General features: G+C 27.2%; 22 protein-coding genes. 15 read left to right on the plus strand and 7 right to left on the minus strand.

Translation table 11 applies throughout. The features are described from left to right. Nucleotides 1-23 precede the first annotated feature (23 nt). The gene (locus PWP28_RS08515) at nucleotides 24-596 is read right to left on the minus strand and encodes a DJ-1 family glyoxalase III (protein ID WP_109604736.1); all 573 of its coding nucleotides are present in this window, start codon (nucleotides 594-596) and stop codon (nucleotides 24-26) included. Between the two features lie 115 nt (nucleotides 597-711). Between PWP28_RS08515 and PWP28_RS08520 the strand changes: the two genes are divergently transcribed. The 4 genes from PWP28_RS08520 (at nucleotide 712) to PWP28_RS08535 (ending at nucleotide 4,173) form a co-directional block, all read left to right on the plus strand. Then, nucleotides 712-1,317: a hypothetical protein gene (locus PWP28_RS08520; RefSeq protein WP_308644575.1), complete on the plus strand. Its 606-nt coding sequence runs from the start codon at nucleotides 712-714 to the stop codon at nucleotides 1,315-1,317. Nucleotides 1,318-1,404: 87 nt separating this feature from the next. After that, on the plus strand, nucleotides 1,405-2,040 hold the full coding sequence (locus tag PWP28_RS08525; protein ID WP_109604734.1) for an N-acetyltransferase: 636 nt from the start codon (nucleotides 1,405-1,407) through the stop codon (nucleotides 2,038-2,040). A 148-nt stretch (nucleotides 2,041-2,188) separates the two neighbouring features. After that, complete coding sequence (pncB, locus tag PWP28_RS08530) at nucleotides 2,189-3,472, plus strand: nicotinate phosphoribosyltransferase (RefSeq protein ID WP_109604733.1); 1,284 nt, start codon at nucleotides 2,189-2,191, stop codon at nucleotides 3,470-3,472. After that, complete coding sequence (locus tag PWP28_RS08535; RefSeq protein WP_109604732.1) at nucleotides 3,469-4,173, plus strand: serine hydrolase; 705 nt, start codon at nucleotides 3,469-3,471, stop codon at nucleotides 4,171-4,173. The genes pncB and PWP28_RS08535 overlap by 4 nt, the downstream gene beginning before the upstream one ends. A gap of 16 nt (nucleotides 4,174-4,189) precedes the next feature. Here the strand turns inward: PWP28_RS08535 and PWP28_RS08540 are convergent, their stop codons facing one another. The 3 genes from PWP28_RS08540 to PWP28_RS08550 all read right to left on the minus strand — a co-directional run bounded on the left by PWP28_RS08540 (nucleotide 4,190) and on the right by PWP28_RS08550 (nucleotide 8,117). Next, nucleotides 4,190-5,608 carry a carbon starvation protein A gene (locus tag PWP28_RS08540; RefSeq protein ID WP_109604731.1) on the minus strand — a complete coding sequence of 473 codons (1,419 nt, stop codon included), beginning with the start codon at nucleotides 5,606-5,608 and terminating at the stop codon, nucleotides 4,190-4,192. 126 nt (nucleotides 5,609-5,734) lie between these two features. Continuing rightward, a complete protein-coding gene (locus PWP28_RS08545) occupies nucleotides 5,735-6,442 on the minus strand; it encodes a LytTR family DNA-binding domain-containing protein (RefSeq protein WP_109604730.1) in 708 nt (235 codons plus the stop codon). Continuing rightward, a complete protein-coding gene (locus tag PWP28_RS08550; RefSeq protein WP_308644576.1) occupies nucleotides 6,423-8,117 on the minus strand; it encodes a LytS/YhcK type 5TM receptor domain-containing protein in 1,695 nt (564 codons plus the stop codon). Before PWP28_RS08550 ends, PWP28_RS08545 begins: the two co-directional genes overlap by 20 nt. A 388-nt stretch (nucleotides 8,118-8,505) precedes the next feature. Here PWP28_RS08550 and PWP28_RS08555 point away from each other — a divergent pair, with 388 nt between their 5' ends. The 6 genes from PWP28_RS08555 to PWP28_RS08580 all read left to right on the plus strand — a co-directional run bounded on the left by PWP28_RS08555 (nucleotide 8,506) and on the right by PWP28_RS08580 (nucleotide 14,824). Next, nucleotides 8,506-9,078 carry a helix-turn-helix domain-containing protein gene (locus tag PWP28_RS08555; protein ID WP_109604729.1) on the plus strand — a complete coding sequence of 191 codons (573 nt, stop codon included), beginning with the start codon at nucleotides 8,506-8,508 and terminating at the stop codon, nucleotides 9,076-9,078. A 23-nt stretch (nucleotides 9,079-9,101) separates the two neighbouring features. Beyond that, nucleotides 9,102-10,001 carry a trans-4-hydroxy-L-proline dehydratase activase gene (locus PWP28_RS08560; RefSeq protein WP_308644577.1) on the plus strand — a complete coding sequence of 300 codons (900 nt, stop codon included), beginning with the start codon at nucleotides 9,102-9,104 and terminating at the stop codon, nucleotides 9,999-10,001. Nucleotides 10,002-10,007: 6 nt separating this feature from the next. Beyond that, complete coding sequence (gene hypD / locus PWP28_RS08565) at nucleotides 10,008-12,371, plus strand: trans-4-hydroxy-L-proline dehydratase (RefSeq protein ID WP_308644578.1); 2,364 nt, start codon at nucleotides 10,008-10,010, stop codon at nucleotides 12,369-12,371. Nucleotides 12,372-12,388: 17 nt separating this feature from the next. Then, nucleotides 12,389-13,192 (plus strand): pyrroline-5-carboxylate reductase, encoded by an 804-nt coding sequence (gene proC, locus PWP28_RS08570; RefSeq protein ID WP_109604726.1) that lies wholly within the window; start codon nucleotides 12,389-12,391, stop codon nucleotides 13,190-13,192. Between the two features lie 133 nt (nucleotides 13,193-13,325). After that, complete coding sequence (locus PWP28_RS08575) at nucleotides 13,326-14,216, plus strand: sulfite exporter TauE/SafE family protein (RefSeq protein ID WP_109604725.1); 891 nt, start codon at nucleotides 13,326-13,328, stop codon at nucleotides 14,214-14,216. A 50-nt stretch (nucleotides 14,217-14,266) separates the two neighbouring features. Further along, nucleotides 14,267-14,824, plus strand: coding sequence for a hypothetical protein (locus PWP28_RS08580; RefSeq protein ID WP_109604724.1), 558 nt, complete (start codon nucleotides 14,267-14,269; stop codon nucleotides 14,822-14,824). A gap of 21 nt (nucleotides 14,825-14,845) precedes the next feature. On the opposite strand, the gene PWP28_RS08585 is transcribed toward PWP28_RS08580, so the two are convergent. Both PWP28_RS08585 and PWP28_RS08590 read right to left on the minus strand, forming a co-directional pair. Continuing rightward, on the minus strand, nucleotides 14,846-15,703 hold the full coding sequence (locus PWP28_RS08585) for an SDR family NAD(P)-dependent oxidoreductase (RefSeq protein WP_109604723.1): 858 nt from the start codon (nucleotides 15,701-15,703) through the stop codon (nucleotides 14,846-14,848). 11 nt (nucleotides 15,704-15,714) lie between these two features. Further along, a complete protein-coding gene (locus PWP28_RS08590) occupies nucleotides 15,715-17,652 on the minus strand; it encodes an NAD(P)/FAD-dependent oxidoreductase (protein ID WP_206050546.1) in 1,938 nt (645 codons plus the stop codon). 140 nt (nucleotides 17,653-17,792) lie between these two features. On the opposite strand from PWP28_RS08590, the gene PWP28_RS08595 reads away from it, so the two are divergent. Both PWP28_RS08595 and PWP28_RS08600 read left to right on the plus strand, forming a co-directional pair. Next, nucleotides 17,793-19,112 (plus strand): helix-turn-helix domain-containing protein, encoded by a 1,320-nt coding sequence (locus tag PWP28_RS08595; protein WP_308644579.1) that lies wholly within the window; start codon nucleotides 17,793-17,795, stop codon nucleotides 19,110-19,112. A gap of 18 nt (nucleotides 19,113-19,130) precedes the next feature. After that, a complete protein-coding gene (locus tag PWP28_RS08600; RefSeq protein WP_305082137.1) occupies nucleotides 19,131-20,351 on the plus strand; it encodes a patatin-like phospholipase family protein in 1,221 nt (406 codons plus the stop codon). Between the two features lie 34 nt (nucleotides 20,352-20,385). Here the strand turns inward: PWP28_RS08600 and PWP28_RS08605 are convergent, their stop codons facing one another. Further along, a complete protein-coding gene (locus tag PWP28_RS08605) occupies nucleotides 20,386-21,009 on the minus strand; it encodes a ZinT/AdcA family metal-binding protein (protein WP_109604720.1) in 624 nt (207 codons plus the stop codon). Nucleotides 21,010-21,336: 327 nt separating this feature from the next. Between PWP28_RS08605 and PWP28_RS08610 the strand changes: the two genes are divergently transcribed. From PWP28_RS08610 to PWP28_RS08620, 3 genes are read left to right on the plus strand one after another with little or no spacing between them, the layout of a single operon-like run. After that, on the plus strand, nucleotides 21,337-22,173 hold the full coding sequence (locus PWP28_RS08610; RefSeq protein ID WP_109604719.1) for a sulfide/dihydroorotate dehydrogenase-like FAD/NAD-binding protein: 837 nt from the start codon (nucleotides 21,337-21,339) through the stop codon (nucleotides 22,171-22,173). Then, nucleotides 22,166-23,551: an NADPH-dependent glutamate synthase gene (gene gltA, locus PWP28_RS08615; RefSeq protein ID WP_308644580.1), complete on the plus strand. Its 1,386-nt coding sequence runs from the start codon at nucleotides 22,166-22,168 to the stop codon at nucleotides 23,549-23,551. Before PWP28_RS08610 ends, gltA begins: the two co-directional genes overlap by 8 nt. An 18-nt stretch (nucleotides 23,552-23,569) precedes the next feature. Beyond that, on the plus strand, nucleotides 23,570-24,727 hold the full coding sequence (locus PWP28_RS08620; RefSeq protein ID WP_109604717.1) for an iron-containing alcohol dehydrogenase: 1,158 nt from the start codon (nucleotides 23,570-23,572) through the stop codon (nucleotides 24,725-24,727). Nucleotides 24,728-24,771: the final 44 nt, after the last annotated feature.

Genomic DNA, 24,771 nt, shown 5'->3' on the forward strand with positions numbered 1-24,771 from the left:
GTTTGAAAAACTCTGAGAGTTTATTATTTCTCAGAGTTTTTTTGATTTATAAAATAATTATAGAGCATGCTTATTTTTAATTCTTCGGCTTCTTTTGAAAAACCTAGTTCTTTTAATATTTGAAAAGAAAATTCTAAAGCGGTGGCAGGACCTCTTGAAGTACCTATATTTTCATCTATTACAAAGGGTTTTTCTGAATAATTTTCAATTTTTATCTGTTCTTTGAATGATGGGTATGATGTGGCTTCTTTTTTTAGTACATTTGCTTTTGAGAGTACTATTGGGGCAGCACATATTGCAAATATTTTTTTGTTTTCTTTATCAAATTTTTTTATTATATTTATTAATTTTTCATTGTTTTTTAGGTTTTCTGCTCCAGGCATGCCTCCGGGTAAGTATAATGAGGAATAGTCATTTTCGTTTATTTCATCTAAGGTTTTATCTGCTATTATTTTTATATTATGAGCTCCAATAACTTCTTTATTTTTTATTGAACATATGTCTGTTTCTACTCCGGCTCTTCTTAAAACATCAACTATGGTTAAAGCTTCTATTTCTTCAAAACCATCTGCTAAAAATACTATTAGTTTTTTCATTATTTCACCTCCTAAACATATTATAACATTTAATATTCTTTTATTTTTTATCTATTTTTAAGAATAATGGTTTAAAATATTATTAAAATAAGAAATGAATTTAATTGGGGGATATATGAAACCATATTTTATTCTTTATTTTATAATTCCTGTATTATTAACATCTTTTTTTTATAGATCTGATAGTGATTCTAATTATTTGATAGACAAAAAAGTGTATGAATATAAGAATTTTTACATAGAATATCCTATTATTCGGGGATATGAAAAAAAATTGATTCAAAATAATGTGAATCAAAGTTTTGAGTTTTTGATTAGTAAATATTCTGATGATCTTTTTTATTCAAATATGAATATATATTTTGAAATAAATAAAAGAAATAGAAACATTTTAAGTGTTGTGTTTAGGGGAAAAGGAAGATTAAAGAATAAAAAATATGTTGAAATTTTAGATTCTGTCAATTTTGATATGTTTAAAACTGGAAAGGTTATCAATTATTCTAATTTTATAAAAGATGATTTAATCGTTAGAAAAATAATTTTAAACAGAATGTATGAACAGTTTGGAATAGATGATTTAAAAACAAATAATATAGAATTTTATTTTAAAGATGATAATATTATTTTTTATTTTAAACTTTTCGATGATTTTTATAAAGATTATTTAGAAGTTTCTGTTCCATTATCTGAATTATCACTTCATTTAGATTATGATTTTTAGTAGTTTTTGTTAAAAATAGGAGATGGTCGTATGGTTAAACTTTTGATGTGATTTAATTTTATATTAAAAAATCAAAGGAGTGGGATCATGCATCGGTTTGAGATCCAAGATTTTGAATTGAGTTATATTTCCGAACTTTCTAAAATTGTGGAAGATACGTGGCATATAAATAATGATTTTGGAAAAGGTTTTTATCCTAAAGATTATTTATCTTATTGTTATGTTAAATATAATTATAATCTTTCGGATTATTCTAAAATGATACTTGTCGATGGAAAATTTGCTGGCATAATTTTTGGTAGAATCAATAAAAATTTTAAATTTTTTGATTATTTTAAAGGAAATTTTAAAAATTTTTTTATGGGTTTAAATATTCTTTTGAAGAATAAAGTTAATTTTTTTAAACTTTTTAGATTTTTAAAAAAGGATAAAAAAATAGTTTTTGAGAAGAAAAATAATGAATTTTTTGATACAGAAGTAACACTTTTTATAGTAGATCCTTCTTTCAGAGGATTGGGAATAGGTAGAAAACTTATGAATGATTTTAAAAATTATTGTAAAAATAATAATGTTAAGTATATTTATCTTTATACAGACTCTATGTGTAATATAAATTTTTATGATAAATATGGATTTAAACAGATTTTTAAGAGGTTGAATAGTGTTAAAATAGAGAAAAAAAAGATCAATTATTATGATTATATTTATATAATGAAACCTTAAAATAAGATATTTAGCCATCCAAGAGGATGGCTTTTTATATTTAAATATAACTTTTACAATAATTTGAATTATTATAAATATAATTGATGTATTGTGTATATACAGGAGTTTTTTTGATTCTTATTTTATTAAGAAGAGGAGATTTTTTATGAATGAATCTATTATTAAGAATATAACGTATGTGGATTTTTATAAGTTTAATATGTTGAAGGTTATTTATAAATGTTATCCAAATATAATAACTAAGTGGAAGCATTATACGAGAAGTAAAGGGATAGATTATGAACCTATTTTACCAGAATTAAAAAAACAAATAGAGATGCTTGAAGATCTTAGACTCAGTAATGAAGAGTATGATTATTTGAAGAATTTAAAGACATCTTTTGATTATAATTTTTATGATAAAAGTTTTTTGCAAAGAATTTCTAATTTGAGGTTTAATAAAAATAATATAACAAAACTTGATATAGGAAAAGATGGAAATCTTGAACTTGAATTTGAAGGTTTATGGTCAGATGTAACTTTTTTAGAGATATACTTGATGCTCATAGTTAATGATTTGTATTATCAGAATAAATATAATAAAGATTATAAATCGGCAGAAAATGAAGTTATAAAAAAACTTAAAATTAGTATAGAAAAAGTAAAAAAATATAATGATGAAACTTTTAAATATGCAGATTTTGGAACGAGAAGAGCTTTTTCTCCAGAAATTCTTGAAGAAACTATAAGAATGCAAGCTGAAGAAGTACCAGAAAATTTTGTTGGTACGAGTAATGTTTATTTAGCTATGAAATATGATTTAAAGCCAATAGGAACTATGGCACATGAAATGTTTATGGCAACTCAAGGTTCTGATATAGCTGTTAGAAATGTTCAGAAACAGGTTTTGCATGATTGGCTAATATCTTGGGAAGGACTTTTTGGGACTTTATTGACGGATACATTTGGAACTTTATCTTTTTTAGAAGATTCAAAACTTCTTTATCTTAAGGTTGCAGATGGGTTTAGACATGATTCCTCAGATCCTATAAGATGGGGTTGGCTTATGTATGCCAGTCTTTTGAAAAATGGTATAGATCCAAAAACAAAAACTATGGTATTTTCAGATAGTTTAAATATGGATAAGGCAATAACTCTTCATTCTTATTTTAAAGATTATCTTAAAATGAGCTTTGGTATTGGAACAGCTCTTACAGGAGATGTTGAACCTATAAATCATGTTATAAAGATAAGTGAATCGAATGGATATCCTGTTGCAAAGTTGTCAGATGATTATCATAAAACACTTTCTAATGAAGAGAATTTTCTGAATTATTTAAAAGGGCAGTATAAATATAGATCTTTTTCTACTTTTAGTGATGAGGAGTTTACGCAGTTTCTTAAGGATAAATACAATTTTAAACTTCCTAAGAAACTAATAAAATTATGATAAATTCTAATAATAATGAAAAATATTATATATCTTTCAAAAATTTAAATAATAGATCTATACAGATGGCTTATGGTAATATAAATGATATAATGCCTTCTGCAAGTTTGATAAAACTATTTATTGCAGGTTATTATCTTGAGAAACTTGAATCAGAGAGATCTTTGAGTATTTTTGAAAGAGATTTTGAACTGATGCTTTCTGAAAGTAATAATGAGTCTACAAATAAGCTTATAACTGCTCTTGGCATGGATAAAATAAATGAATATATAATAAGAAAAGGATTTAATTCCACTGTATTGAAAAGAAAGATGCTTGATTTTGATAGTAGAAAGAATGATATAGATAATATGACTTGTATGCTTGATATAGAACGTTTTTTTGAATTGATATATTTTAAGAATCTTAATGGTAATTCTGATGAGAGGATAGTTGAGATTCTTTTTAAACAGAAAATAAATAATAAAATTCCAGATTTTTTTATTGGAAAGTTTTCTCATAAAACTGGTGAAATTCCTTATGATGATTTAAACAATCTATTAGGTGTAGAGCACGATGTTGGAATTTTTGAGGATGAAGATCCTTATTTAATATGTTTGATGTGTAATGATGTTTCAAATAATGAAAAAGCTATTGATAATATAAAAAAATTATTTTTAAAATTATATAATATATTTATAAAAAAACAAGGTCAATCATAATTGATTGACCTTGTTTTTATATTTCATCTGTTAATGGTTCTATTTTTGTTTTTTTAATTCTTGATATGAATAATATGAAAAATACTATGGCAATTATTATTCCAACTATGTTTGAGAACAAAGAGTTCAATTTAAATCCTTCTGGAGCTTGTAATATATAAGAAACTGTTACAGCTGTCATAAATATTGCTGGTATGGTTGTTATCCAATGATTTTTTTTATTGAATGCAAGATATGCCGCTGCTGCCCATAACACTATCATTGCGAGTGTTTGATTTGACCATGAGAAATATCTCCATATTATTGAAAAATTTATTTTAGTTAAAGCAAATCCAACTATGAATAGAGGTATTGCTATTAAGTATCTATTTAAAGGTTTTCTTTGATTTAATTTAAAAGAATCAGCTATTGTTAGTCTCGCACTTCTAAAAGCAGTATCTCCAGAAGTTATAGGTGCTGCGATTACTCCTAATACTGCAAGTATTCCACCTATTTTTCCCATTAAAGTATTTGAAATTTCATTTACAACTACTGCTGGACCACCATTGGCCAATACTTCTGATAACCCATTTGTGCCATTGTAAAATGACATTGCAGCTGCTGCCCAAACCATTGCAATTATACCTTCAGCTATCATTGCACCATAAAAAATTTTTCTTCCTTGTCTTTCATTTGTTAAACATCTTGCCATCATTGGAGATTGAGTTGCATGAAATCCAGATATTGCTCCACAGGCTATTGTAATAAAAAGAAAAGGAAAAATAGGTGTTGAGGCTGGATGTAAGTTAGAGAATGTCATTTCTGGCATATTATAACCTTTAAATATTAAGTTAAATCCAATTCCAATTGCCATTATCATCAATGAAAGTCCAAAAATAGGATAAACTTTTCCTATTATTTTGTCCACTGGAAGTACTGTTGCAAAAAGATAATAAAGTATAATTGCTATTACCCACATATTGGTACTCCAGTTTGTGAGATTGTTCAAAAGTCCTGCAGGACCTGTTACAAAAACAACTCCAACAAGAATTAATAGAACTACGGTGAATACTCTCATTATTTGTTTTATTGTATTTCCTAAATATGTGCCTACTATTTCTGAAGCACTTGCTCCCGCATGCCTAACAGAAAGCATTCCGGAAAAAAAGTCATGAACTCCACCAGCAAATATACTTCCTAATATTATCCACAAATATGCAATAGGTCCCCATAATGCACCAGCTATTGCTCCAAATATTGGGCCAAGACCGGCTATGTTTAAAAATTGTATTAGAAAAATTTTCCAACCTTTCATAGGAACATAATCAACACCATCTTCAAGTTCTATTGCAGGTGTTTTTCTGTTTTCTTCTATTCCAAAAATCTTTTCAACTACTTTACCATATGTAAAATAACCTAAAATTAAAAGACCTATAGAAACCAAGAAAGTTATCATAAAAACTCCCTCCTTTAAATTAAAATCCCAATATAATTTTAATTTATATTTAGGAAGAAGTCTTTCGTCTTTTCTTAAAGGGTAGTTTTTTTGTAATAAGAGGTATAATATTTGACATGAGTTTTTTTATTTTATATTTAATTTATTTTTGAATTCTTTTATATAACTTCTACTAACTGGCGCTTCTTGTTCTATTCCTTCAAATTTGATGTTATAAGTGTTATTTGACCAAGGTATTATTTCTTTTACTTTATTTATATTTATTATATAAGATCTATGAGTTCTTATGAAATTGTTATCATTTAAATATTCTAAAAAATCACTTATACCCATATTTATAATGTATTCATTTTTTTTAGTATACACTAAAGTATCTCTTTCCATTGCTTCGCAAAAAAATATATCTTTTATATCTATTAATAGTATCTTTTCATCACGTTTTAAAGCAATTTTGTTACAGCATTTTTTTGATTCATCACAAGATTTTTCAAGTTTTTTTAAAGTAGAAATGATTCTTTCTTCTGAAAAAGGTTTTAAAATATAGTCGAAAGCTTCAATTTCAAATGCATCTATTGCATGTTCAGGATAAGCTGTTGTGAAAACTATTTTTATAGTGTCTTCAAATTTTTTGATTATTTTTGCAAATGACATTCCATCTAATCCAGGCATATTTATATCTAAAAATATTATATCTATTGTATTGGATTCAAGAAATTTTAATGCATCTATAGCATTATCAAATTCTTTTGAAATAATTATTTGACTATATTTATTTATGAAGTATTTTAATTCTTCTCTTGAAGGATATTCATCTTCAACTATAATACAGTTCATTTTTTTCTTCCTCTCCCTTTATTTTAAAAGTTATCTTAGTTCCTTTGTTTCGATTTGAAATTTTAAGTCCTTCACCATAAAGTAATTTTAATCTATTATGAACGTTTAAAAGTCCAATGCTATTTTTTAAAGTATTATTATATACTTTTTTTATTATTTCTTCATCTATACCTTTGCCATTATCTGTTACTTCGATTAGAAAGTAATTTTTTATATTCTTTATTTTTAAGGTTATTTTACCATTTCCTGTTCCTTCTAAAATACCATGTTTTATAGAATTTTCTACTAATGGTTGTATTGTTAAAGAAGGTAGATCAAAATTTATGTTTTCATCCAAAATTATTTCAAGCTGTATTTTATCACCGTATCTTGCTTTTTCTATTTCAAAATATGCCTTTACATGTTCTATTTCTTTTCTTATATTTACAAAATCTTTTTCTATTTCAAGATTATATCTTAAATAAGTTGAAAGATCTATTATTAATTTTCTTGCTTTATCAGGGTCTATTCTTATAAAAGAAATTATAGTATTTAATGCATTAAATAAGAAATGTGGGTTTATTTGAGCTTGAAGAGCTTTTAACTCTGATTTGTCAGCTATTCTTTGATATTTTTCTATATTGCTTATTTCTATTTGAGTAGAGATTAATTGAGATAATCCTTCTGCAAGAAATAAATCTCTTAAAGTAATTGCATTTTCTTTTGAAAAATATATTTTTAAAGATCCTATTATTGATTTATTTTGTATTAATGGAACAACTATAGCTGATTTTAAAGGACAATCTTTATATTTACAGCCTATTTCATTTTTAGTGTTTAAAACTTTTATTTCTTTATTTTTTATAGCTTGAAATGTTGCTTGAGTTATGAACTTAGAACCGGCTATATGATGATCTGATCCTAATCCTACATGAGCAAGTATTTTTTCTTTATCTGTAAAGGATACAGCTGCTGCGTTTACTTCATTTTTTATTATTTCACAGGCTTTTTTTATAGAATGTTCATTCATTTCTCTAAAATAAGGTAATGTTTTATTTGCAATTTTTAACGCTAATTGAGCTTGTTTTGCTTGCATTTCATCTTTTTGTTTGAATAAATTTTCTAATATCAATAATACTATACCTACACCAACACCTACAATTATAGGCATTGGTAGGAAAATACTTTTAACTATTTCTAAGGCTAAGTTGAAGGGTTTTGAATAAGTTAATATTAATAACATACTTATAGATTCAGCTATAAAACCCATTATTAGTCCATATATCCATCTTTTTTTTACGTTTAAGTATTTATATGCTAATCCGGAAATTAAGCCACTGAATAATGTTGTTATGGAACATGGAAAAGTAGTTATTCCTCCAATATCTATTAAAAATCTGTGACTACTTGCAATTATTCCAGCTATTAAACCAACTGTAGGTCCTCCTAATATTCCCCCAACTATAACTCCAACATTTCTTGTATTTGCAATTGCACCGTTTACATTTGTTCCCATATATGTTCCAAGAATTCCAAATAACCCAAAAAATATTCCAAGAAAAATTTTATCTTTAATTTCAAATTTATCTTTTATAACCATTTTTTTAAAACTCTTTAATTTAGTTATAAAAACTATTATTAATACTATGTACATTATATTATCAAAAAGGGGTTTGAATAATTTTAAGATTTCCATTTTTAACACTTCCATTCATCTTTTTATTAAATTATAACTTATTAAGATTATTTTTTAAAATAACATTTTTAATTTTTTTGATAAATGAATATAATTTCATATTCATGAAATTATTGGTATTTTTAAGAAAAAACAATTTAATCATTTTCATATGAGTGAAAATGATTAAAATTGAGTATTTTAAAATTTGTAAATGTTTAAATACCACGTTATAATGAATTTGGATGATAAATATTTTTTTCACAAGTTTAATTGCCATATTAAAGATTTTTATATATTCATTATAATGAAATTATTATTTATGTATGAATTTTATTTTCATTTTAAAAAATAAAATTCACTCTTATTAATGTATAATTATAATATTAAGAAAATAGGAGGGAATTTTATGATAGATGATATAGGTAATAAAGTTAAAAAACTGAGAAGTAAAAAAAATATGACTTTGAAGGAATTGAGTGAAAAAACAGATCTTTCTACTGGATTTTTATCACAATTTGAAAGAGGACTTACTACTATAGCTATAGATTCTCTTGAAAAAATTTCTAAGGTATTAGATGTAAAATTATCTTATTTTTTTCAAGAAGATATTTCTAAAGATGAAGATGATGTGGTTATAAGAAGTTATGAAAAAGAAGTATATCAAGTAGATAGTTCTTTTATAATACATTATCATCTTACAAAGAATGTTAAAGATAAGTGTATGTTGACAAGATATATTGAACTTTTACCTAAAAAGAAAAATGAGAATATAAAAACTTATTCTCATGATGGAGAAGAATTTTTATATGTTTTAGAAGGAATTGTAACTTTATTTGTTGGGGATAAAGAATATGATCTTTTTCCAGGAGACAGTGCTCATTATTCTTCTAATATTCCACATAATTGGACTAATAATACAAATAAAAAAGTTAGTTTTATATTTGTAAATACACCCAATGGACATAAATTTTGTGAATGATTAAAGTTTTTAGGAGTGATCGTATGTTTCAAGCTAAAGTTATAAATATACAAAAATATTCTATTCATGATGGCCCTGGTATACGTACAACAGTATTTTTAAAGGGGTGCCCACTTAAATGTTGGTGGTGTCATAATCCAGAAAGTCAAAATTTTGGAAGAGAACTTCTATTTTACGATGAAAGATGTGTTGGTTGTGGTAAATGTGTGAAGAGGTGTCCTAATGATGCAATTTCAATTATTAATGGATTAGCTATTACAGATGAAAGATGTGTTTTATGTGGCAATTGTGTTGATTTTTGTGTTAATAATGCAAGAGAAATTGTTGGAGAAAATATGTCTACTACAGAGGTTTTTGATCAGATAATAAAAGATGAAATGTTTTATGAAGAATCTTCTGGTGGAATAACTTTTTCTGGTGGAGAACCTTTAATGCATCCTGATTTTTTATTAGAAATTTTGAAAAAATGTAAAAGTAGAGATATTCATGTTGCTATAGATACTTCTGGATATGCTCCATGGGATAATTTTGAAAAAATAATAGATTATGTAGATCTTTTTTTATACGATTTAAAACATATGGATGAAGACAAGCATTTAAAATATATGGGTGTTTCAAATGATTTGATTTTTGAAAACTTGAAAAAATTATCGAGTTTTGGAAAAGAGATTTATATAAGAATGCCTTTAATTCATAATATAAATGATTATGATAAAAATATTATGAATTGTATAGAATTTTTAAAAAATATAAAATTTTCACAACTTAATATTTTACCTTATCATAAGATGGGCAAAGATAAGTATAGAAGATTGAATATGAAAACATATATGGAAGAACTTGAAAGTCCTTCTGATGAAAGAATACTTGAGATAAAGAAGATGTTTGAAGATTCTGGAATAAAAGTTAAAATAGGAGGTTGATTTTGAATGATAACTGAGAGAGTAAGAAAACTCAGAGAAGAAAGTTTGAAGGCTATTCCTCGTATTTCAATGGAGAGAGCTAAGATTGTTGATGAAGTTTATAAGAAGTTTGAAGGGTCTGTATCTATACCTGTTTTAAGAGCTTTAGTTCTTAAAGAAATAATGAGTAATAAAGAATTATGTATTAATGATGGAGAACTTATAGTTGGTGAAAGAGGTGAAGCTCCAGCTGCAACTCCAACATATCCAGAATTATGCTGTCATACTATTGAGGATATGGAGATTATGGATAAAAGAGAGAAAATATCTTTTAAAGTGAAAAAAGAAGATATGCAGTTTCAAAAAGATGTGATAATTCCTTATTGGGAAAAAAGATCTATGAGACATCTCATTCTTGAAAATGTTACTGAAGAATGGAAAGAATGTTATGCAGCGGGTATTTTTACAGAATTTATGGAACAAAGAGGTCCAGGACATACAGTAGCCGATGGCAAAATTTATAAGAAGGGTTTTCTACAATTTAAAGATGATATAGAAGCCTCTATAAAAGAACTCGATTTTTTAAATGATGATGAAGCTTTAAATAAAAGAGAACAATTGAAAGCTATGAGTATAGCATGTGATGCAATAATGATTTTAGGTGAAAGATATAGCAAATATGCTAAAAAATTGGCAGAAAAAGAAAATGATGAAAAGAGAAAAAAAGAATTATTGGAGATATCAGAGATTTGTTCGCATGTTCCAGCTAATGCTCCAAGAACTTTTAGAGAAGCTTTACAGATGTATTGGTTTGTGCATCTTTGTGTTATATCTGAATTAAACCCATGGGATTCTTTTAATCCTGGAAGATTGGATCAACATCTTTATCCTTTTTATAAAAAAGAGATTGAAGAAGGTTCTCTAAGTAGAGAGAAAGCAGAAGAATTTTTACAATGTTTTTGGGTTAAATTTAATAATCAACCAGCACCACCAAAAGTTGGTGTTACATTAAAAGAGAGTGGTACTTATACTGATTTTGCGAATATAAATTCTGGCGGAGTAAAAGCAGATGGCTCTGATGGAGTTAATGAAGTTAGTTATTTAGTTTTAGATGTGATAGATGAAATGAAACTTTTACAACCAAGCTCTAATGTTCAAATAAGTAAAAAAACACCACAGAAGTTTTTGAAAAGAGCTTTAGAGATTTCAAGAAAAGGATGGGGGCAACCTTCATTTTTTAATGCCGATGCAATAATTCAAGAAATGCTTAATGCTGGTAAAAGTATTGAAGATGCAAGATGTGGCGGTACGAGTGGATGTGTTGAAACTGGAGCTTTTGGTAAAGAAGCATATATACTAACTGGATATATGAATTTACCAAAAATACTTGAAATAACTTTAAACAATGGAATAGATCCAAATACTAATAAGAGAATAGGCATTGAGACTGGTAATCCAGAAGATTTTAAAAGTTATGATCAATTGTTTAATGCCTATAAAGATCAACTTCATCATTTTATAAATATAAAGATGATTGGTAATAGAATAATAGAAAAACTTTATGCAGAAAAAATGCCAGTTCCTTTTTTATCTGTAATAATAGATGATTGTATAAAGAAAGGAAAAGATTATAATGCTGGTGGTGCAAGATATAATGTTTCATATATTCAAGGTGTTGGAATCGGGACTATAACAGATTGTTTTGCTGCTATGAAAACACAAATTTTTGATAAGAAAAATATCAGTATGAAAGAACTTTTGATGGCAATAAAAGAAAATTTTGAAGGATATGAAGATATTTTACATTTAGTTAAAGAAAAATCTCCAAAGTATGGTAATGATGATGATGCAGCGGATGATTTGATGAGAGATATTTTTAATGCTTATTGTGAAGAAGTTAATGGTAGACCTAATATAAAAGGTGGACAATTTAGAATAAATATGTTACCAACTACATGCCATGTTTATTTTGGATCTGTAATAGGAGCTACACCAGATGGAAGAAAGGCTAAACTTCCGCTTACCGATGGAATTTCTCCTTCAAAAGGGGCAGATAGGAATGGTCCAACAGCAGTGGTTAAATCGGCTGCAAAAATGGATCATTTGAAAACTGGCGGAACTTTGTTGAATCAAAAATTTACACCATCTGTTATAGAAGGTGAAAATGGATTAGATAATCTTGCATATCTTGTAAGAACTTATTTCAGAATGGATGGTCATCATATTCAATTTAATGTTATAGATAAACAAATACTTTTAGATGCGCAGAAAAAACCAGAAGAATATAATGATCTCATAGTACGTGTTGCAGGTTATAGTGATTATTTTAATAATCTCGATAGAGCTTTGCAGAATGAAATTATAGAGAGAACAGAACAAAGTTTTTGTTGATGATTGGGAGGGTTTTTATGAAAAAAATTGGTTTTATAGGTGGAGGCAATATGGCTCAAGCTATGATTGGTGGAATAATAAAATCAAAAATAATTGAACCTGAAAATATAATTGTTTCAGATTTGAATGAAGAAATTCTTGAATTTGTAAATCAAAAATTCAAAGTTATAACAACTGTAGATAATCTTAAAACATCTTTACAATCAGATATTTTGTTTTTATCTGTTAAACCTAATTTATATGAAATTGTAATAAAACAAATTAAAGAAAATATCAAAAATGATGTGATAATAGTTGCTATTGCTGCAGGTCAAAGTATTAAAAGGGTAGAAGAGCTTTTTGATAAAGAGTTAAAAGTGATAAAAGTTATGCCAAATACACCATCTTTAGTTGGTGAAGGAATGGCTGCTATTTGTCCGAACAAACTTGTTGAAGAAAAAGAATTGAATTTTATAATAGATATATTTAATAGCTTTGGAAAGTCTGAGATAGTTCCTGAATATTTGATGGATGCAGTTACTGCTGTAAGTGGATCATCTCCAGCTTATGTTTATATGTTTATAGAAGCTCTTGCAGATGGAGCGGTTTTGCAGGGATTACCAAGAGATAAAGCTTATAAAATGGCAGCTCAAACTGTTTTGGGAGCAGCTAAAATGGTTCTTGAGACAGGGGAACATCCAGCTAAATTAAAAGATATGGTTTGTTCTCCAGGTGGTACCACTATAGAAGCTGTTGCTAAATTAGAAGAAAAAGGTTTTAGAACTTCTGTTATAGAAGCTATGAAAGCTTGTACCGATAAATCAAGAAATATGTCTAAATAAAAAATAAAAGGGCCCCTCGAAAGAGGGAGTCCCATAAAAAGTGTGTGTATGTGTATGTGTGTGTATAGAATTTTACCATTTAAATTTGTTTTTTAAATTAAGATAAAATTAAAACAAAGGAGTTGTATTTTATATGGTTCAAATAATTTGGATTTTATTGATTATAATGCTTATTTCATATACATTTTATTTAATAAGAGATGTTGTGAAAAATAAGACAAAACTTGAATCTGAAACCTCTTGGATAAAAACGGGTATTATAGGTTTTTTTGTTAATTTTATAGATGCTTTGGGAATAGGAGCTTTTGCACCTCAAACTGCTTTATTGAAATTTACAAAACAAACAAAAGATAAACATATACCGGGTTCTATGAATGCGGCTAATGCTATTGCGGTTTTAATCGAATCGATAATTTTTATCAAGGTAATAGATGTCGAACCTATCACTCTTGTAGTAATGCTTGCTACTGCTACTTTTGGGGCTATAATCGGTGCTGGAATTGTTTCGAAATTAGAAGAAAGAACTATACAAATTGTCATGGGTTTTGCTCTTTTTGCAACTGGCTTTATAATGATTGCAGGAAAAGTTGGTTGGATGCCATCAGGTGGAAGTGCAATAGGGATAAGTGGAATGAAGCTTGTAATTGCTGGAGTAGTTAATTTTATACTTGGAGCATTGATGACAGTGGGAGTAGGTCTTTTTGCTCCTTGTATGGCACTTGTTTATTTTTTAGGAATGTCTCCTAAAGTTGCTTTCCCTATAATGATGGGTTCATGTGCATTTTTAATGCCACCAGCTTCAGTCAAATTTATAAAAGAAGAAGCAATAAATAGAAAAGCAACTCTTGCTATGGGATTAGCTGGAGGAGTAGGTGTTTTAATAGCTGCTTTAATAGTAAAAGAATTGCCTCTTGATATTGTTCAATGGCTTGTTGTTGGAATAGTATTTTATACAGGTATAACTATGTTGATGTCGGCAAAAAAGAATAAAAAATGTCAAGTTGTAGAGAAAATTGAAGTTTGATATTTAAATTTTTTAAAAAAATATAGTATAATTTATCTGAGGTGATTATTATGATAAATTCTTTAAAGAGTTATGATTCAAACCCTCAGATAGGATATAAAGTTGATCCAGGTGAAAGAGGTCTTTCTTTATCTTCACCAGCATCTACAAGTATAATGAGAGTTGCTTCTCATGAAGCAAGAAATATTGCTCAGTTTAAAAACAATGCAGCTTCTCAAAATGGTGTAGTCATTTATTCTGATATAGATATAATTTTTGAAAAAAGAGGAGCTTTTCTTGCTGCAGTTGGTGGAAAGTCTAAAGCCGTAATATTATATAAAAAAGATTCTGAAGATATTCAAAATATAGATGGTTATATGGTGTCTGATGAAATGAAAAAAGAGTCTAATTTTCAAGAAGATAAAGAAGATAATAGATTAAATATTGGAAATGATGAAACTGAATTAAAAATAAAAGATATTGAAAATAAGATCTTGATAGAAAAAGATCCAGAAAAAATTGAGAAACTTGAAAATGAAAAGATTATTTATGAATTGATGAAAAATTTTAAAAACTCTGGTCTTTCTTCTGAGTTTGGAATAGGTTTAAATATAAACACTTTATTATAAAATAACTCCCTTTGAAGGGAGTTATTTTTTGAATATAGAAATATCAGGATTTTTTCCTTCTAATATAGTTTTAACTCTCAATCCTATAACAGGATTATATTGTGGATGAGTTAGTATATAAAATTGTTCATCTTCAATAGCCTGAAAAACACTCATGCCAACACTATCAATAGGTATACCTGTATTTATTACATGATCGGCTCTTTTTAAACCATCTTTATAAGTTTGACTTGTATAATAAGGATCATTTTTGTCTATTTCAAATCTTTTAGGTCTTCTTTTATCACAATGGTTTAAATCAGTTTGAATAAAACCAGGGCAATAAACAGACATTTTTATATTTGAATTAATAGCTCTTAATTGATAGTTTACTGATTCAGATAATCCAACATTGGCAAATTTAGTCATATGATAGGTTGGCATTCCAGGTGAAGATAAGAGACCAGCCACACTTGCTGTGTTAACTATATGAGCAGGTGTTCCTTGTTTCATCATTAAAGGTATAAATACTTTTAAACCATATGCTATACTGTATACATTTGATTGCATTATATAATCTATATCTTTATTAGGAATTTCCCAAATAGGTCCTGGAACTACAACTCCAGCATTATTAAAAAATAAATCAACCTTTTCGAATGAATCTGTAGCTTTTTTTGATAGATCTACCATGTCTTCAAATATAGTTACATCCGTTACAACTTTTATAACTTCTGAACTTATTTTTTTAACTTCATCAAAGGCAATATTGAGATCATTTTCAGCAATATCTGCCATTACAACTTTCATACCTCTTTTTGCGGCTTCTTTTGAAAGCTCTAAACCTATTCCATTAGCTGCACCTGTTATAACTGCAACTTTGTTTTTAAATTCTTTCATAAAACTCCTCCTTAAAGTACATAAGATTTATCAAATGAAGATCTCATAGCATCAAAAATTCTGCCTGGTTTTTCAACATCACCGATTATTTTTATGTTTTTAAATGATTCTTTTATTTCTTCAACAATTTCGATATTTGATTGAACCCCAAGTGAAAGAACAATTAAATCTGTTTCTAATATTTCTATTTTTTTAGTGTTCATATTCATTAATTCTATTGAATTTTCATTTATTTTTACGAGTTTTTTAGAAGTTAATAAATTAATTTTTTCTTTTTTTATACGAGGTAAAATATCCATCAAATTTGGTAAATAAGTACCTGGTGCAATATCTTTTTGCATTTCAATTACAGTTAATTCATTATTTTTATTGTTTAAATATTCCGCTGTTTCAAGACCTGTCATTCCAGAACCAATAACAGCTATTTTTTTATTTTTTATTTCTGTTTTTTCAGATAATATTTGCTCAGCAGTATAAACATTTTTAGAATTTATGCCTTCTATATTTGGAATTATAGGCTTTGCACCTGTAGCAATAAAAATTGCATAAGGATTTATATTTTTTAATAAATCAATATTAGCTTTTGTATTAAGTCTTATATCTACATTTAAATCTTTTAATTCATTTTCCATATTATCTATGAACCATTTTAATTTTTCTTTCATTGGTGGTTTACTTCCAAGAAAAACACTTCCACCAAGATGATCCTCTTTTTCGAATATAATAGGAGTAAAATTTCTTTTTGCAAGATTTATTCCAGCTTGCATACCAGCAGGACCTCCGCCTATTATTACAACTTTTCTTTGATCGCCATCTTTTTTAAACTCTTCAAAATCTATTTCCATTCCAACTCTTGGATTTACAGCACATTCAATTCTTTTTCCATTCATTATTAATTCTATACATTTTAAGCATGAAATACAGGATCTTATCTGATCTTCTTTACCATTTAAAGCTTTATTTCCCCATTCAGGATCTGCCAATTGAGCTCTTCCAAGTGCTACAAAATCAAGATTATTTGTTTCGAGTAAATTTTCAGCAATTTCAGGTCTTTTGATGCTATCACAAGCGATTACAGGTATTTTTATATTTTCTTTTATTGATTGAGATAAATGTTTTTTCCATCCTTCCTTATAAGAAACGGGTTCTATTATTGTTATTGAAGATTCATATGTTCCTGAACTCACATTTATTGCATCTATACCTATACTTTCAAGATATCTTGCGATTTTTATTGATTCATTTATATCTATTCCACCTTCGATAAATTCATCGCCATCTATTCTTACAGAAATTGGAAAATCTTTTCCACATATATGTCTTATACCCATTATTATCTCAGTTAAAAATCTCATTCTATTCATAAATGTTCCACCATATTTGTCAGTTCTTTTATTAGTTGCTGGACTTAAAAACTGACATATCAAATATCCATGAGCACCATGTAATTCAATTCCGTCAAAGCCGGACAATTGAGATATTTTAGCTCCTTTTATGAATTTTTTTACTAAATTTTCTACTTCAAGAGTTTCTAATTCTCTTGGTATTTCTCCTATAGCTTTTGATGCAATAGGACTTGGTCCAACTATTTGTTTACCATTCAAACTACTGCTATGTGCTTGTCTTCCAGGATGATGTAATTGAGTGAATATTTTTGTGTCATATTTATGAACAGCTCTTGTTAATTTTTGCAGTCTTGGTATTTGATAACTGTCAGTTACACATAATTGGTTGGGAGTTCCTATGCCTGTTTCATTGTCTATTCTTGTGATTTCTGTTATTATTAAACCACATCCTCCTTTGGCTCTTTCTTCATAATAACGGATTATTTCATCACTTGCTTCTCCAGTTGATGTTGCTAAAGAAGTTCCCATTGCGGGCATTACAATTCTGTTTTTTAATTTTAGATTACCTATCATACCTTCAGAAAAAAGTTTTTTATACTTCAATGAAATCAGCTCCTTTTGTTAAAATATTAACAATATATTTTTATTTTAGCACAATAAAAAAATAAAAAATACGGAAAAAGACACAAAAAAATTTGACTTATTTGTGCTTTTTGCACTATAATTGTATAGAGGTGATTTAATTGACTGAAATAGATTATGGTATAAAAGATATAATTGAAAATTTTAATATAATGAATAAAAATATAAATGAAGAAGATTTAAAAGTTCTTGTTCATTATATAAAAGAAACTATAAAAAAAGATTATAGACTGGTAGAAAGTTCAGCTTTACTTTTAAATACTTTAATACAAGGAAAAGGTATAAAATATATAGTTGAACTTGGATCAGAAATATTAAACAACCCTGTTATTCTCGTTGATTCAGCTTATAAAATTATAGCTCATTCGAAAAAAGCAGAAATTGAAGAAAAATTTTGGAAAGAAAATATAGAAAAAGGTTATTGTTCATATGAGTTTATAAAAGAAGTGAAGAAAATAAAGGAAGTTAAACAAGCTCCCAATTCTAATTATCCATTTGTAGTTACATGTTATGCAAGTCCCATAAAAAAGATGGTAAGCAAAGTTATAATAGATCATAGATGTATGGGGAATATAATAGTTCTCGAGTCAAAGAAAAATTTTGATGAAGAAAGTTTTAAGCTTTTAAAAACATTAAGTGATGTAATATCTGAAAAATTAGATAAAAATGGAAATTACAAAAATTTAAAAGGTTTGATGTATGAAAATCTTTTTTTAGATTTACTTGAAGGAAATATAAAAAATGAAAATATTTTAAAAGAAAGAGCTATGAGTTGTGATTTTAACTTAAATAAAGATTATTTTATATTTTGTGTTCAATTATCAAAAATTGAGGAAAAAAATAAATTAAAAAATTTATATTCTTTTATTCAAGAAAAATTTTTGAATTTTAAAACAGTTTATTATAAAGAAAATTTTATAGTTTTGATAGATAAAAGAGATATGAGTATAATAGAAGATGAAGATATAAAAACTATTTTAAATAAAAATAATGTATATGTTGGAATAAGTGATTTTTTCTCTGATATCATAAATATGAAAAAATATTATAATCAAAGTCTTTTTGCTTTAAAAAATCATAAAAATTATGATAATAATTTGATAAAATATTCTGATTTTAAAGTTTTAGATTTAATATATAATATAAAAGATAAGATAAATTTGAAAGATTTTTGTCAAAATTCTGTTTATAAGTTAATAGAATATGATAAGAATAAAAATACTGAGTATTTTGAAACTTTGAAGTCTTATTTAAAAAATAATATGAATATGATAGAAACGGCAAAGAGTATGTATTTACATAGAAATACTTTAGCTTATAGGATAAATAAAATCAAAGATATAATTGATTATGATTTAAATGATGGGGATAAAAATTTTGAAATATATTTTACTATAAAAATAATTGAAGAAATAAAGTAATCTTGGGAGGGGATCATTTTGAATAATTATGGATTAGTTCTTTCTGGGGGAGGAGCTAAGGGTAGTTATCAAATTGGAGTTTGGAAAGCATTAAGTGAAATGAATATAAAAATTTCTACTATAACTGGAACATCGATAGGTGCTTTGAATGGAGCTTTTTTAATACAGGAGGATTATGAATTATTAAAGCTTGCATGGACACATTTCAGTATTGATACGGTTTTAAGTGTAGACAAAGAAAAATGGAATAATAAAAAAATGTATAATAAAAAATATTTTTCTTTTTTAACAGTTATCAAAAACCTCATAACATCTGGTGGTATAGAAACAAAACCACTTGAAGAAATATTGAGAAAATATATAGATGAAGAGAAAATAAGAAGATCAAATATTGATTTTGGAATAAATACCTATTCACTCACAGATAAAAAACCAATTGAAATTTTTAAAGAAGATATACCTCAAGGTAAATTTGTTGATTATCTTCTTGCAAGTTCTTGTTTTCCAGCATTTAAACCAGTTGAGATAGATGAGAAAAAATATATAGATGGTGGAATTCATGATAATCTACCTATAACGATGATGGAAAATAAAGGTATAAAAAATATAATTGTAGTAGATGTTGGTGGAAAACATACAAAAAAATCAAAACCTTTAAAAGATTCAAATGTAATATATATAAGATCAAATAGGGATCTTGGAAAAACTTTAGAAATAGATTCTGAAAAAGCTAAAGAAAATATAAAATTTGGATATTTGGATACTTTAAAAGCTTTTAATCATTTGACCGGAATAAAGTATTATATTGTTTATGATAAGAAATGCCAATTTATAAAAAATAGTTTGTCTAAGGCTAATATAGAACAGTTTTTTGGAATTAATAATAATTTTCCTTTTTTGTATAAAGAACTTTTAAGTAAAAGATTTTTTAATTTTATTCATAAATATTGTGATTCCAAAAAGAGAAAATCTAATATATTATCAATTGTTGAAATAACTGGTAATTATTTTAATTTAAATAGTAAAAGAATATATTCTGTAAATCTTTTAAATAAAAAAATTATAAATGAATATGAAAAAATAAATGAAAAAGATAGAATATATAAGCTTATAAATTATGAACAAGATGAGAGAAAATTAAAAAAATATAGAAGAGAAGAATTAATAAATAACCCTAAAATGGTTATAGCTGCTTTTTATATTGATTTTCTAATTAAAAATAAATATTATCCATGTTAAAAAAATCCTATCATTTTAATGATAGGATTTTTTATTACTTTATATCTGGCAACATAGATGCTGACATTCTTGCATTTTTTAGCATATCATCTATAATTCTTTCTATATTTGTAACTGAAGGATCATAAAAAGTAGGCCACCAATTATTTAAGTATTTATCTGTTGAAAGATATGCAAATGAAGTATTACCAAATCTTGCATGAAAATGTTTTAATCCATTTCCATGTTGATGATAAGGTACTAATAAAAGAGTTTTTACATTTATTTCTTCTGCTTTGGGATCTTCGGTTGTGAATATAAACCATTCTATATCATAATCCCCCCAATTAGTTTCTAACTTACCAATATAATTATATGATATTTTATAACTTTCATTTATTAATATGTTATTTCCATCCAAAACTTCTAAAGATTTTATATCAGTAGTGTAATTTTTAATATAAAATTCTTTTACCATTTCTGGGCTATATCCTTTTTTATGTTTGCTAACAGCTTCATATAATTTGTCGGCATATTTATTATTATAAATATTTCCCATATCAAGATTTAATCCTTTCCAAGGAGTTAAATCAGACACTTTTGGCGATGATTCAGCAAATGCAAGCATAGAACTAAAAATGAATAAACTCAATAAAAAAACACTCAAAACTTTTTTCATATAAAATTCCCACCCTTCTTAACTTATTCTAATTTTTGTAGATTAGTCTACAAAAATATTATAATATTTTTTTTATTTAAAGTCAAGTTAATTAGTCATATTTTTAAAATGTTGTTCATTTATTAAAAATAAGTTATATTCTTCACAAAATAACTTTTGTTTAAAAGTTTAAAAGTGAAAGGTTTAAAAGAATATTAACTTGATTAATTATTATGATTTAATCAACTTTTATTATAATTATATCGATGGTAAAAATTAAAAGTTTCACAATTTATATTTTTAAACTTTGTGAAAATGTTAATAAACAGAGCTGAAAGAAGGGGTTATATGTATAGAATAATAAAAAAAGAAATACTTAATCCTGATGTTGAATTAATGGTAGTTCATGCACCTTATGTTGCAAGAAAATGTGAACCTGGTCAGTTTATAATTTTAAGAGTTGATGAAGATGGAGAAAGAATTCCCTTGACAATAGCTGACTATGATAGAAAAAAAGAAACGGTTACCATAATTTATCAGGTTGTTGGATATTCAACAAAAAAATTGAGTAATAAAAATGAGGGAGATTTTATAAATGATTTTGTAGGGCCTTTAGGTCAACCTGCTCCCATTCATAAAGTTAAAAGAGTACTTGGAATTGGCGGAGGTGTTGGAATAGCTCCTCTTTATCCACAGATGAAAAAGATGAAAGATCTTGGAGTTCAAGTAGATGTTCTTCTTGGTGGTAGAACTAATAAACATATCATAATGGAAAATATGTTTGAAGAATTTGTAGACAATATCTATTATGCAACTAATGATGGGTCTAAAGGTATTAAAGGTTTTGTTACTGATAAACTTTTAGAGCTCCTCGAAAATGGAGAAAAATATGATCTTGTGGTTGCTATAGGTCCTTTAGTTATGATGAAAGCTATAGTCAATATCACAAAAGAAAATAATATAAAAACTAATGTATCATTGAATCCAATAATGATAGATGGTACTGGAATGTGTGGCGGATGTAGAGTTACAGTTGGAGGAGAAACAAAATTTGCTTGTGTTGATGGACCTGATTTTGATGGTTTCCTTGTTGATTTTGATGAATGTATGCAAAGGCAATCAATGTATAAAGAAGAAGAGGAACATATTTGTAGAATAGGAATAGGAGATGGTAATAATGCCTAATTTAAGTAAAGTAAAAACTCCTATAAGAGAACAAGAACCTGATATAAGAAATAAAAATTTTGAAGAAGTTGTTTTAGGATATACAGAAGAAGAAGCCATTGAAGAAGCTGGTAGATGTTTACAATGTAAACATAAACCATGTATGAATGGGTGTCCAGTTAATGTTCCCATTCCAGAATTTATAAATCAAGTTTCAAAAGGTAATTTTGAAGAAGCTTATAAAGTTATAACAAGAGAAAATGTTTTACCAGCTATATGTGGGAGAGTATGTCCACAGGAAAATCAATGTGAAGGAAAGTGTGTAAGAGGTAAAGCTGGTGAACCAGTCGCAATAGGAAGACTTGAAAGATTCGTTGCAGATTGGCATATGAATAATATAAAAAACAAAAAAGAAGATATAGAATCTAATAATATAAAAATAGCAGTAGTTGGAGCTGGACCTGCAGGTTTGACATGTGCTTTTGAACTTGCAAAAAGAGGATATAAAGTTACTTTATTTGAAGCTTTACATACTCCAGGTGGCGTTTTAAGTTATGGTATTCCTGAATTTAGACTTCCAAAATCTCTTGTTAGAAATGAGATAAAGAAGATAGAGGATCTCGGAGTTGAATTAATTACTAATGTTATAGTTGGAAAATCTATAACTATAGATGAGCTTTTTGAAGAAGGATATATGGGAGTTTTTGTGGGTAGTGGAGCAGGACTTCCAAAATTCATGAAAATAGAAGGCGAAAATTTAAATGGAGTTTATTCTGCAAATGAATTTTTGACAAGAGTTAATCTTATGAAAGCTTATAAAAAAAATTCTTCTACACCGGTTAAAGTTGGTAAAAAAGTAGCAGTAGTCGGTGGTGGTAATGTTGCTATGGATGCTGCAAGAACTGCTAAAAGATTGGGAGCTCAAGAGGTTTACATAGTTTATAGAAGAAGTGAAGAAGAACTTCCAGCAAGAGTTGAAGAGGTTCATCATGCTAAAGAAGAAGGAATAATTTTTAAATTATTAAATAATCCTGTAAAAATAAATGGAAAAGATGGTTGGGTTGAATCCATGGAATGTATAAAAATGGAACTTGGTGAACCAGATTCATCTGGAAGAAGAAGACCTGTAGCGATTAAAGAAAGTAATTTCAAACTCGATCTTGATACTGTAATAATGGCTATTGGACAAACACCAAATCCTCTTATTAGACAAACCACACCGGGTTTAAAAACTGAAAATTGGGGTGGGATAATAGTTGATGAAGATACTATGAAAACAACTAAAGATGATGTTTATGCTGGAGGAGATGTTGTTACAGGAGCTGCAACTGTTATTTTAGCGATGGGTGCAGGTAAAAAAGCGGCAAAAGCAATAGATGAACATTTAAAAAATAATTAATTTTAGGAGGCGAATTTAATGGATATGAGATGGTTTAGAGTACCAAAAGATATAGTTTTTGGAGAAGGAACTTTAGAATATTTGTCTTCATTAGAAGGAAAAAAAGCAACACTTGTAACTGGTGGAAGTTCTATGAAAAGATTTGGATTTTTGGATGAAGCAAAAGCTCAACTTGAGAAAGCAGGTATGGAAGTCAGTATAGTGGACGGAGTTGAACCGAATCCATCTGTTAAAACTGTTTTAAGGGGAGCTAAGGCAATGCAAGAATTCCAGCCTGATTGGATTGTTGCAATTGGTGGAGGTTCTGCTTTAGATGCTGCTAAAATAATGTGGGTTTTTTATGAATATCCAGAATCAAAATTTGAGGATTTAGTTGCTTTTAAATTTCCAGAATTAAGAACAAAAGCAAAATTTGTAGCTATTCCATCAACTAGTGGAACTGCATCTGAAATAACAGCTTTTTCTGTTATAACTGATACAGAAAATCATATAAAATATCCACTTGTATCATATGAAATAACTCCTGATATAGCTATTCTTGATTCAAGATTACCAGCAAAAATGCCAGCACATATAACTGCAAATGTTGGTATGGATGTTATGACTCATGCAATTGAAGCTTATGTTTCAACTACAGCAACAAGTTATACAGATCCACTTGCAATGGAAGCTATAAAATTAACCTATAAACAGTTACCAGAAGCTTTTAAAGATGGAGAAAATATGAAAGCAAGAGATGATATGCATAATGCTTCAACTTTAGCAGGAATGGCATTTACAAATGCTTCTTTAGGATTAGTACATAGTCTTGCTCATAAAATAGGTGGAGAATTTGGTATAACTCATGGTCTTGCAAATGCTATATTATTACCTTATGTAATTGAATATAATAAAAAAGCAACAGACAAATATAAAGATATTGAAGAAGTTTTAGGAAGTTCAAATATATCTGAAACATTAAAAGAAATGAATAAATCATTGAATATCCCAACAACATTGAAAGAAGTAACAGAAGTTGAAATTTCAGAAGAAAAATTTCTTGAAGTTTTAGATAGAATGTCAAAAAATGCTTTTGAAGATCCTTGTACAGCTACAAATCCAAGGGAATCTTCAGCAGAAGATGTAAAAGAAATATATAAAGCAGCTTATTATGGAAATAGTGCTAAAGAAATATAATTAAAATTATTTTTAAAAAAGTCCAGTTTACTGGACTTTTTTTT

The organism is Oceanotoga sp., from assembly GCF_030445905.1.
Classification (GTDB): domain Bacteria; phylum Thermotogota; class Thermotogae; order Petrotogales; family Petrotogaceae; genus Oceanotoga; species Oceanotoga teriensis.

Coding starts and splice junctions, on each gene's coding strand:
- PWP28_RS08540 (WP_109604731.1), bottom strand. CDS start 5,608: ATGATAACTTTCTTGGTTTCTATAGGTCTTTTAATTTTAGGTTATTTT.
- PWP28_RS08545 (WP_109604730.1), bottom strand. CDS start 6,442: ATGAACTGTATTATAGTTGAAGATGAATATCCTTCAAGAGAAGAATTA.
- proC (WP_109604726.1), top strand. CDS start 12,389: ATGAAAAAAATTGGTTTTATAGGTGGAGGCAATATGGCTCAAGCTATG.
- PWP28_RS08620 (WP_109604717.1), top strand. CDS start 23,570: ATGGATATGAGATGGTTTAGAGTACCAAAAGATATAGTTTTTGGAGAA.
- PWP28_RS08535 (WP_109604732.1), top strand. CDS start 3,469: ATGATAAATTCTAATAATAATGAAAAATATTATATATCTTTCAAAAAT.
- PWP28_RS08555 (WP_109604729.1), top strand. CDS start 8,506: ATGATAGATGATATAGGTAATAAAGTTAAAAAACTGAGAAGTAAAAAA.
- PWP28_RS08560 (WP_308644577.1), top strand. CDS start 9,102: ATGTTTCAAGCTAAAGTTATAAATATACAAAAATATTCTATTCATGAT.
- hypD (WP_308644578.1), top strand. CDS start 10,008: ATGATAACTGAGAGAGTAAGAAAACTCAGAGAAGAAAGTTTGAAGGCT.
- pncB (WP_109604733.1), top strand. CDS start 2,189: ATGAATGAATCTATTATTAAGAATATAACGTATGTGGATTTTTATAAG.
- PWP28_RS08605 (WP_109604720.1), bottom strand. CDS start 21,009: ATGAAAAAAGTTTTGAGTGTTTTTTTATTGAGTTTATTCATTTTTAGT.
- PWP28_RS08520 (WP_308644575.1), top strand. CDS start 712: ATGAAACCATATTTTATTCTTTATTTTATAATTCCTGTATTATTAACA.
- PWP28_RS08575 (WP_109604725.1), top strand. CDS start 13,326: ATGGTTCAAATAATTTGGATTTTATTGATTATAATGCTTATTTCATAT.
- PWP28_RS08585 (WP_109604723.1), bottom strand. CDS start 15,703: ATGAAAGAATTTAAAAACAAAGTTGCAGTTATAACAGGTGCAGCTAAT.
- PWP28_RS08525 (WP_109604734.1), top strand. CDS start 1,405: ATGCATCGGTTTGAGATCCAAGATTTTGAATTGAGTTATATTTCCGAA.
- gltA (WP_308644580.1), top strand. CDS start 22,166: ATGCCTAATTTAAGTAAAGTAAAAACTCCTATAAGAGAACAAGAACCT.
- PWP28_RS08580 (WP_109604724.1), top strand. CDS start 14,267: ATGATAAATTCTTTAAAGAGTTATGATTCAAACCCTCAGATAGGATAT.
- PWP28_RS08610 (WP_109604719.1), top strand. CDS start 21,337: ATGTATAGAATAATAAAAAAAGAAATACTTAATCCTGATGTTGAATTA.
- PWP28_RS08550 (WP_308644576.1), bottom strand. CDS start 8,117: ATGGAAATCTTAAAATTATTCAAACCCCTTTTTGATAATATAATGTAC.
- PWP28_RS08515 (WP_109604736.1), bottom strand. CDS start 596: ATGAAAAAACTAATAGTATTTTTAGCAGATGGTTTTGAAGAAATAGAA.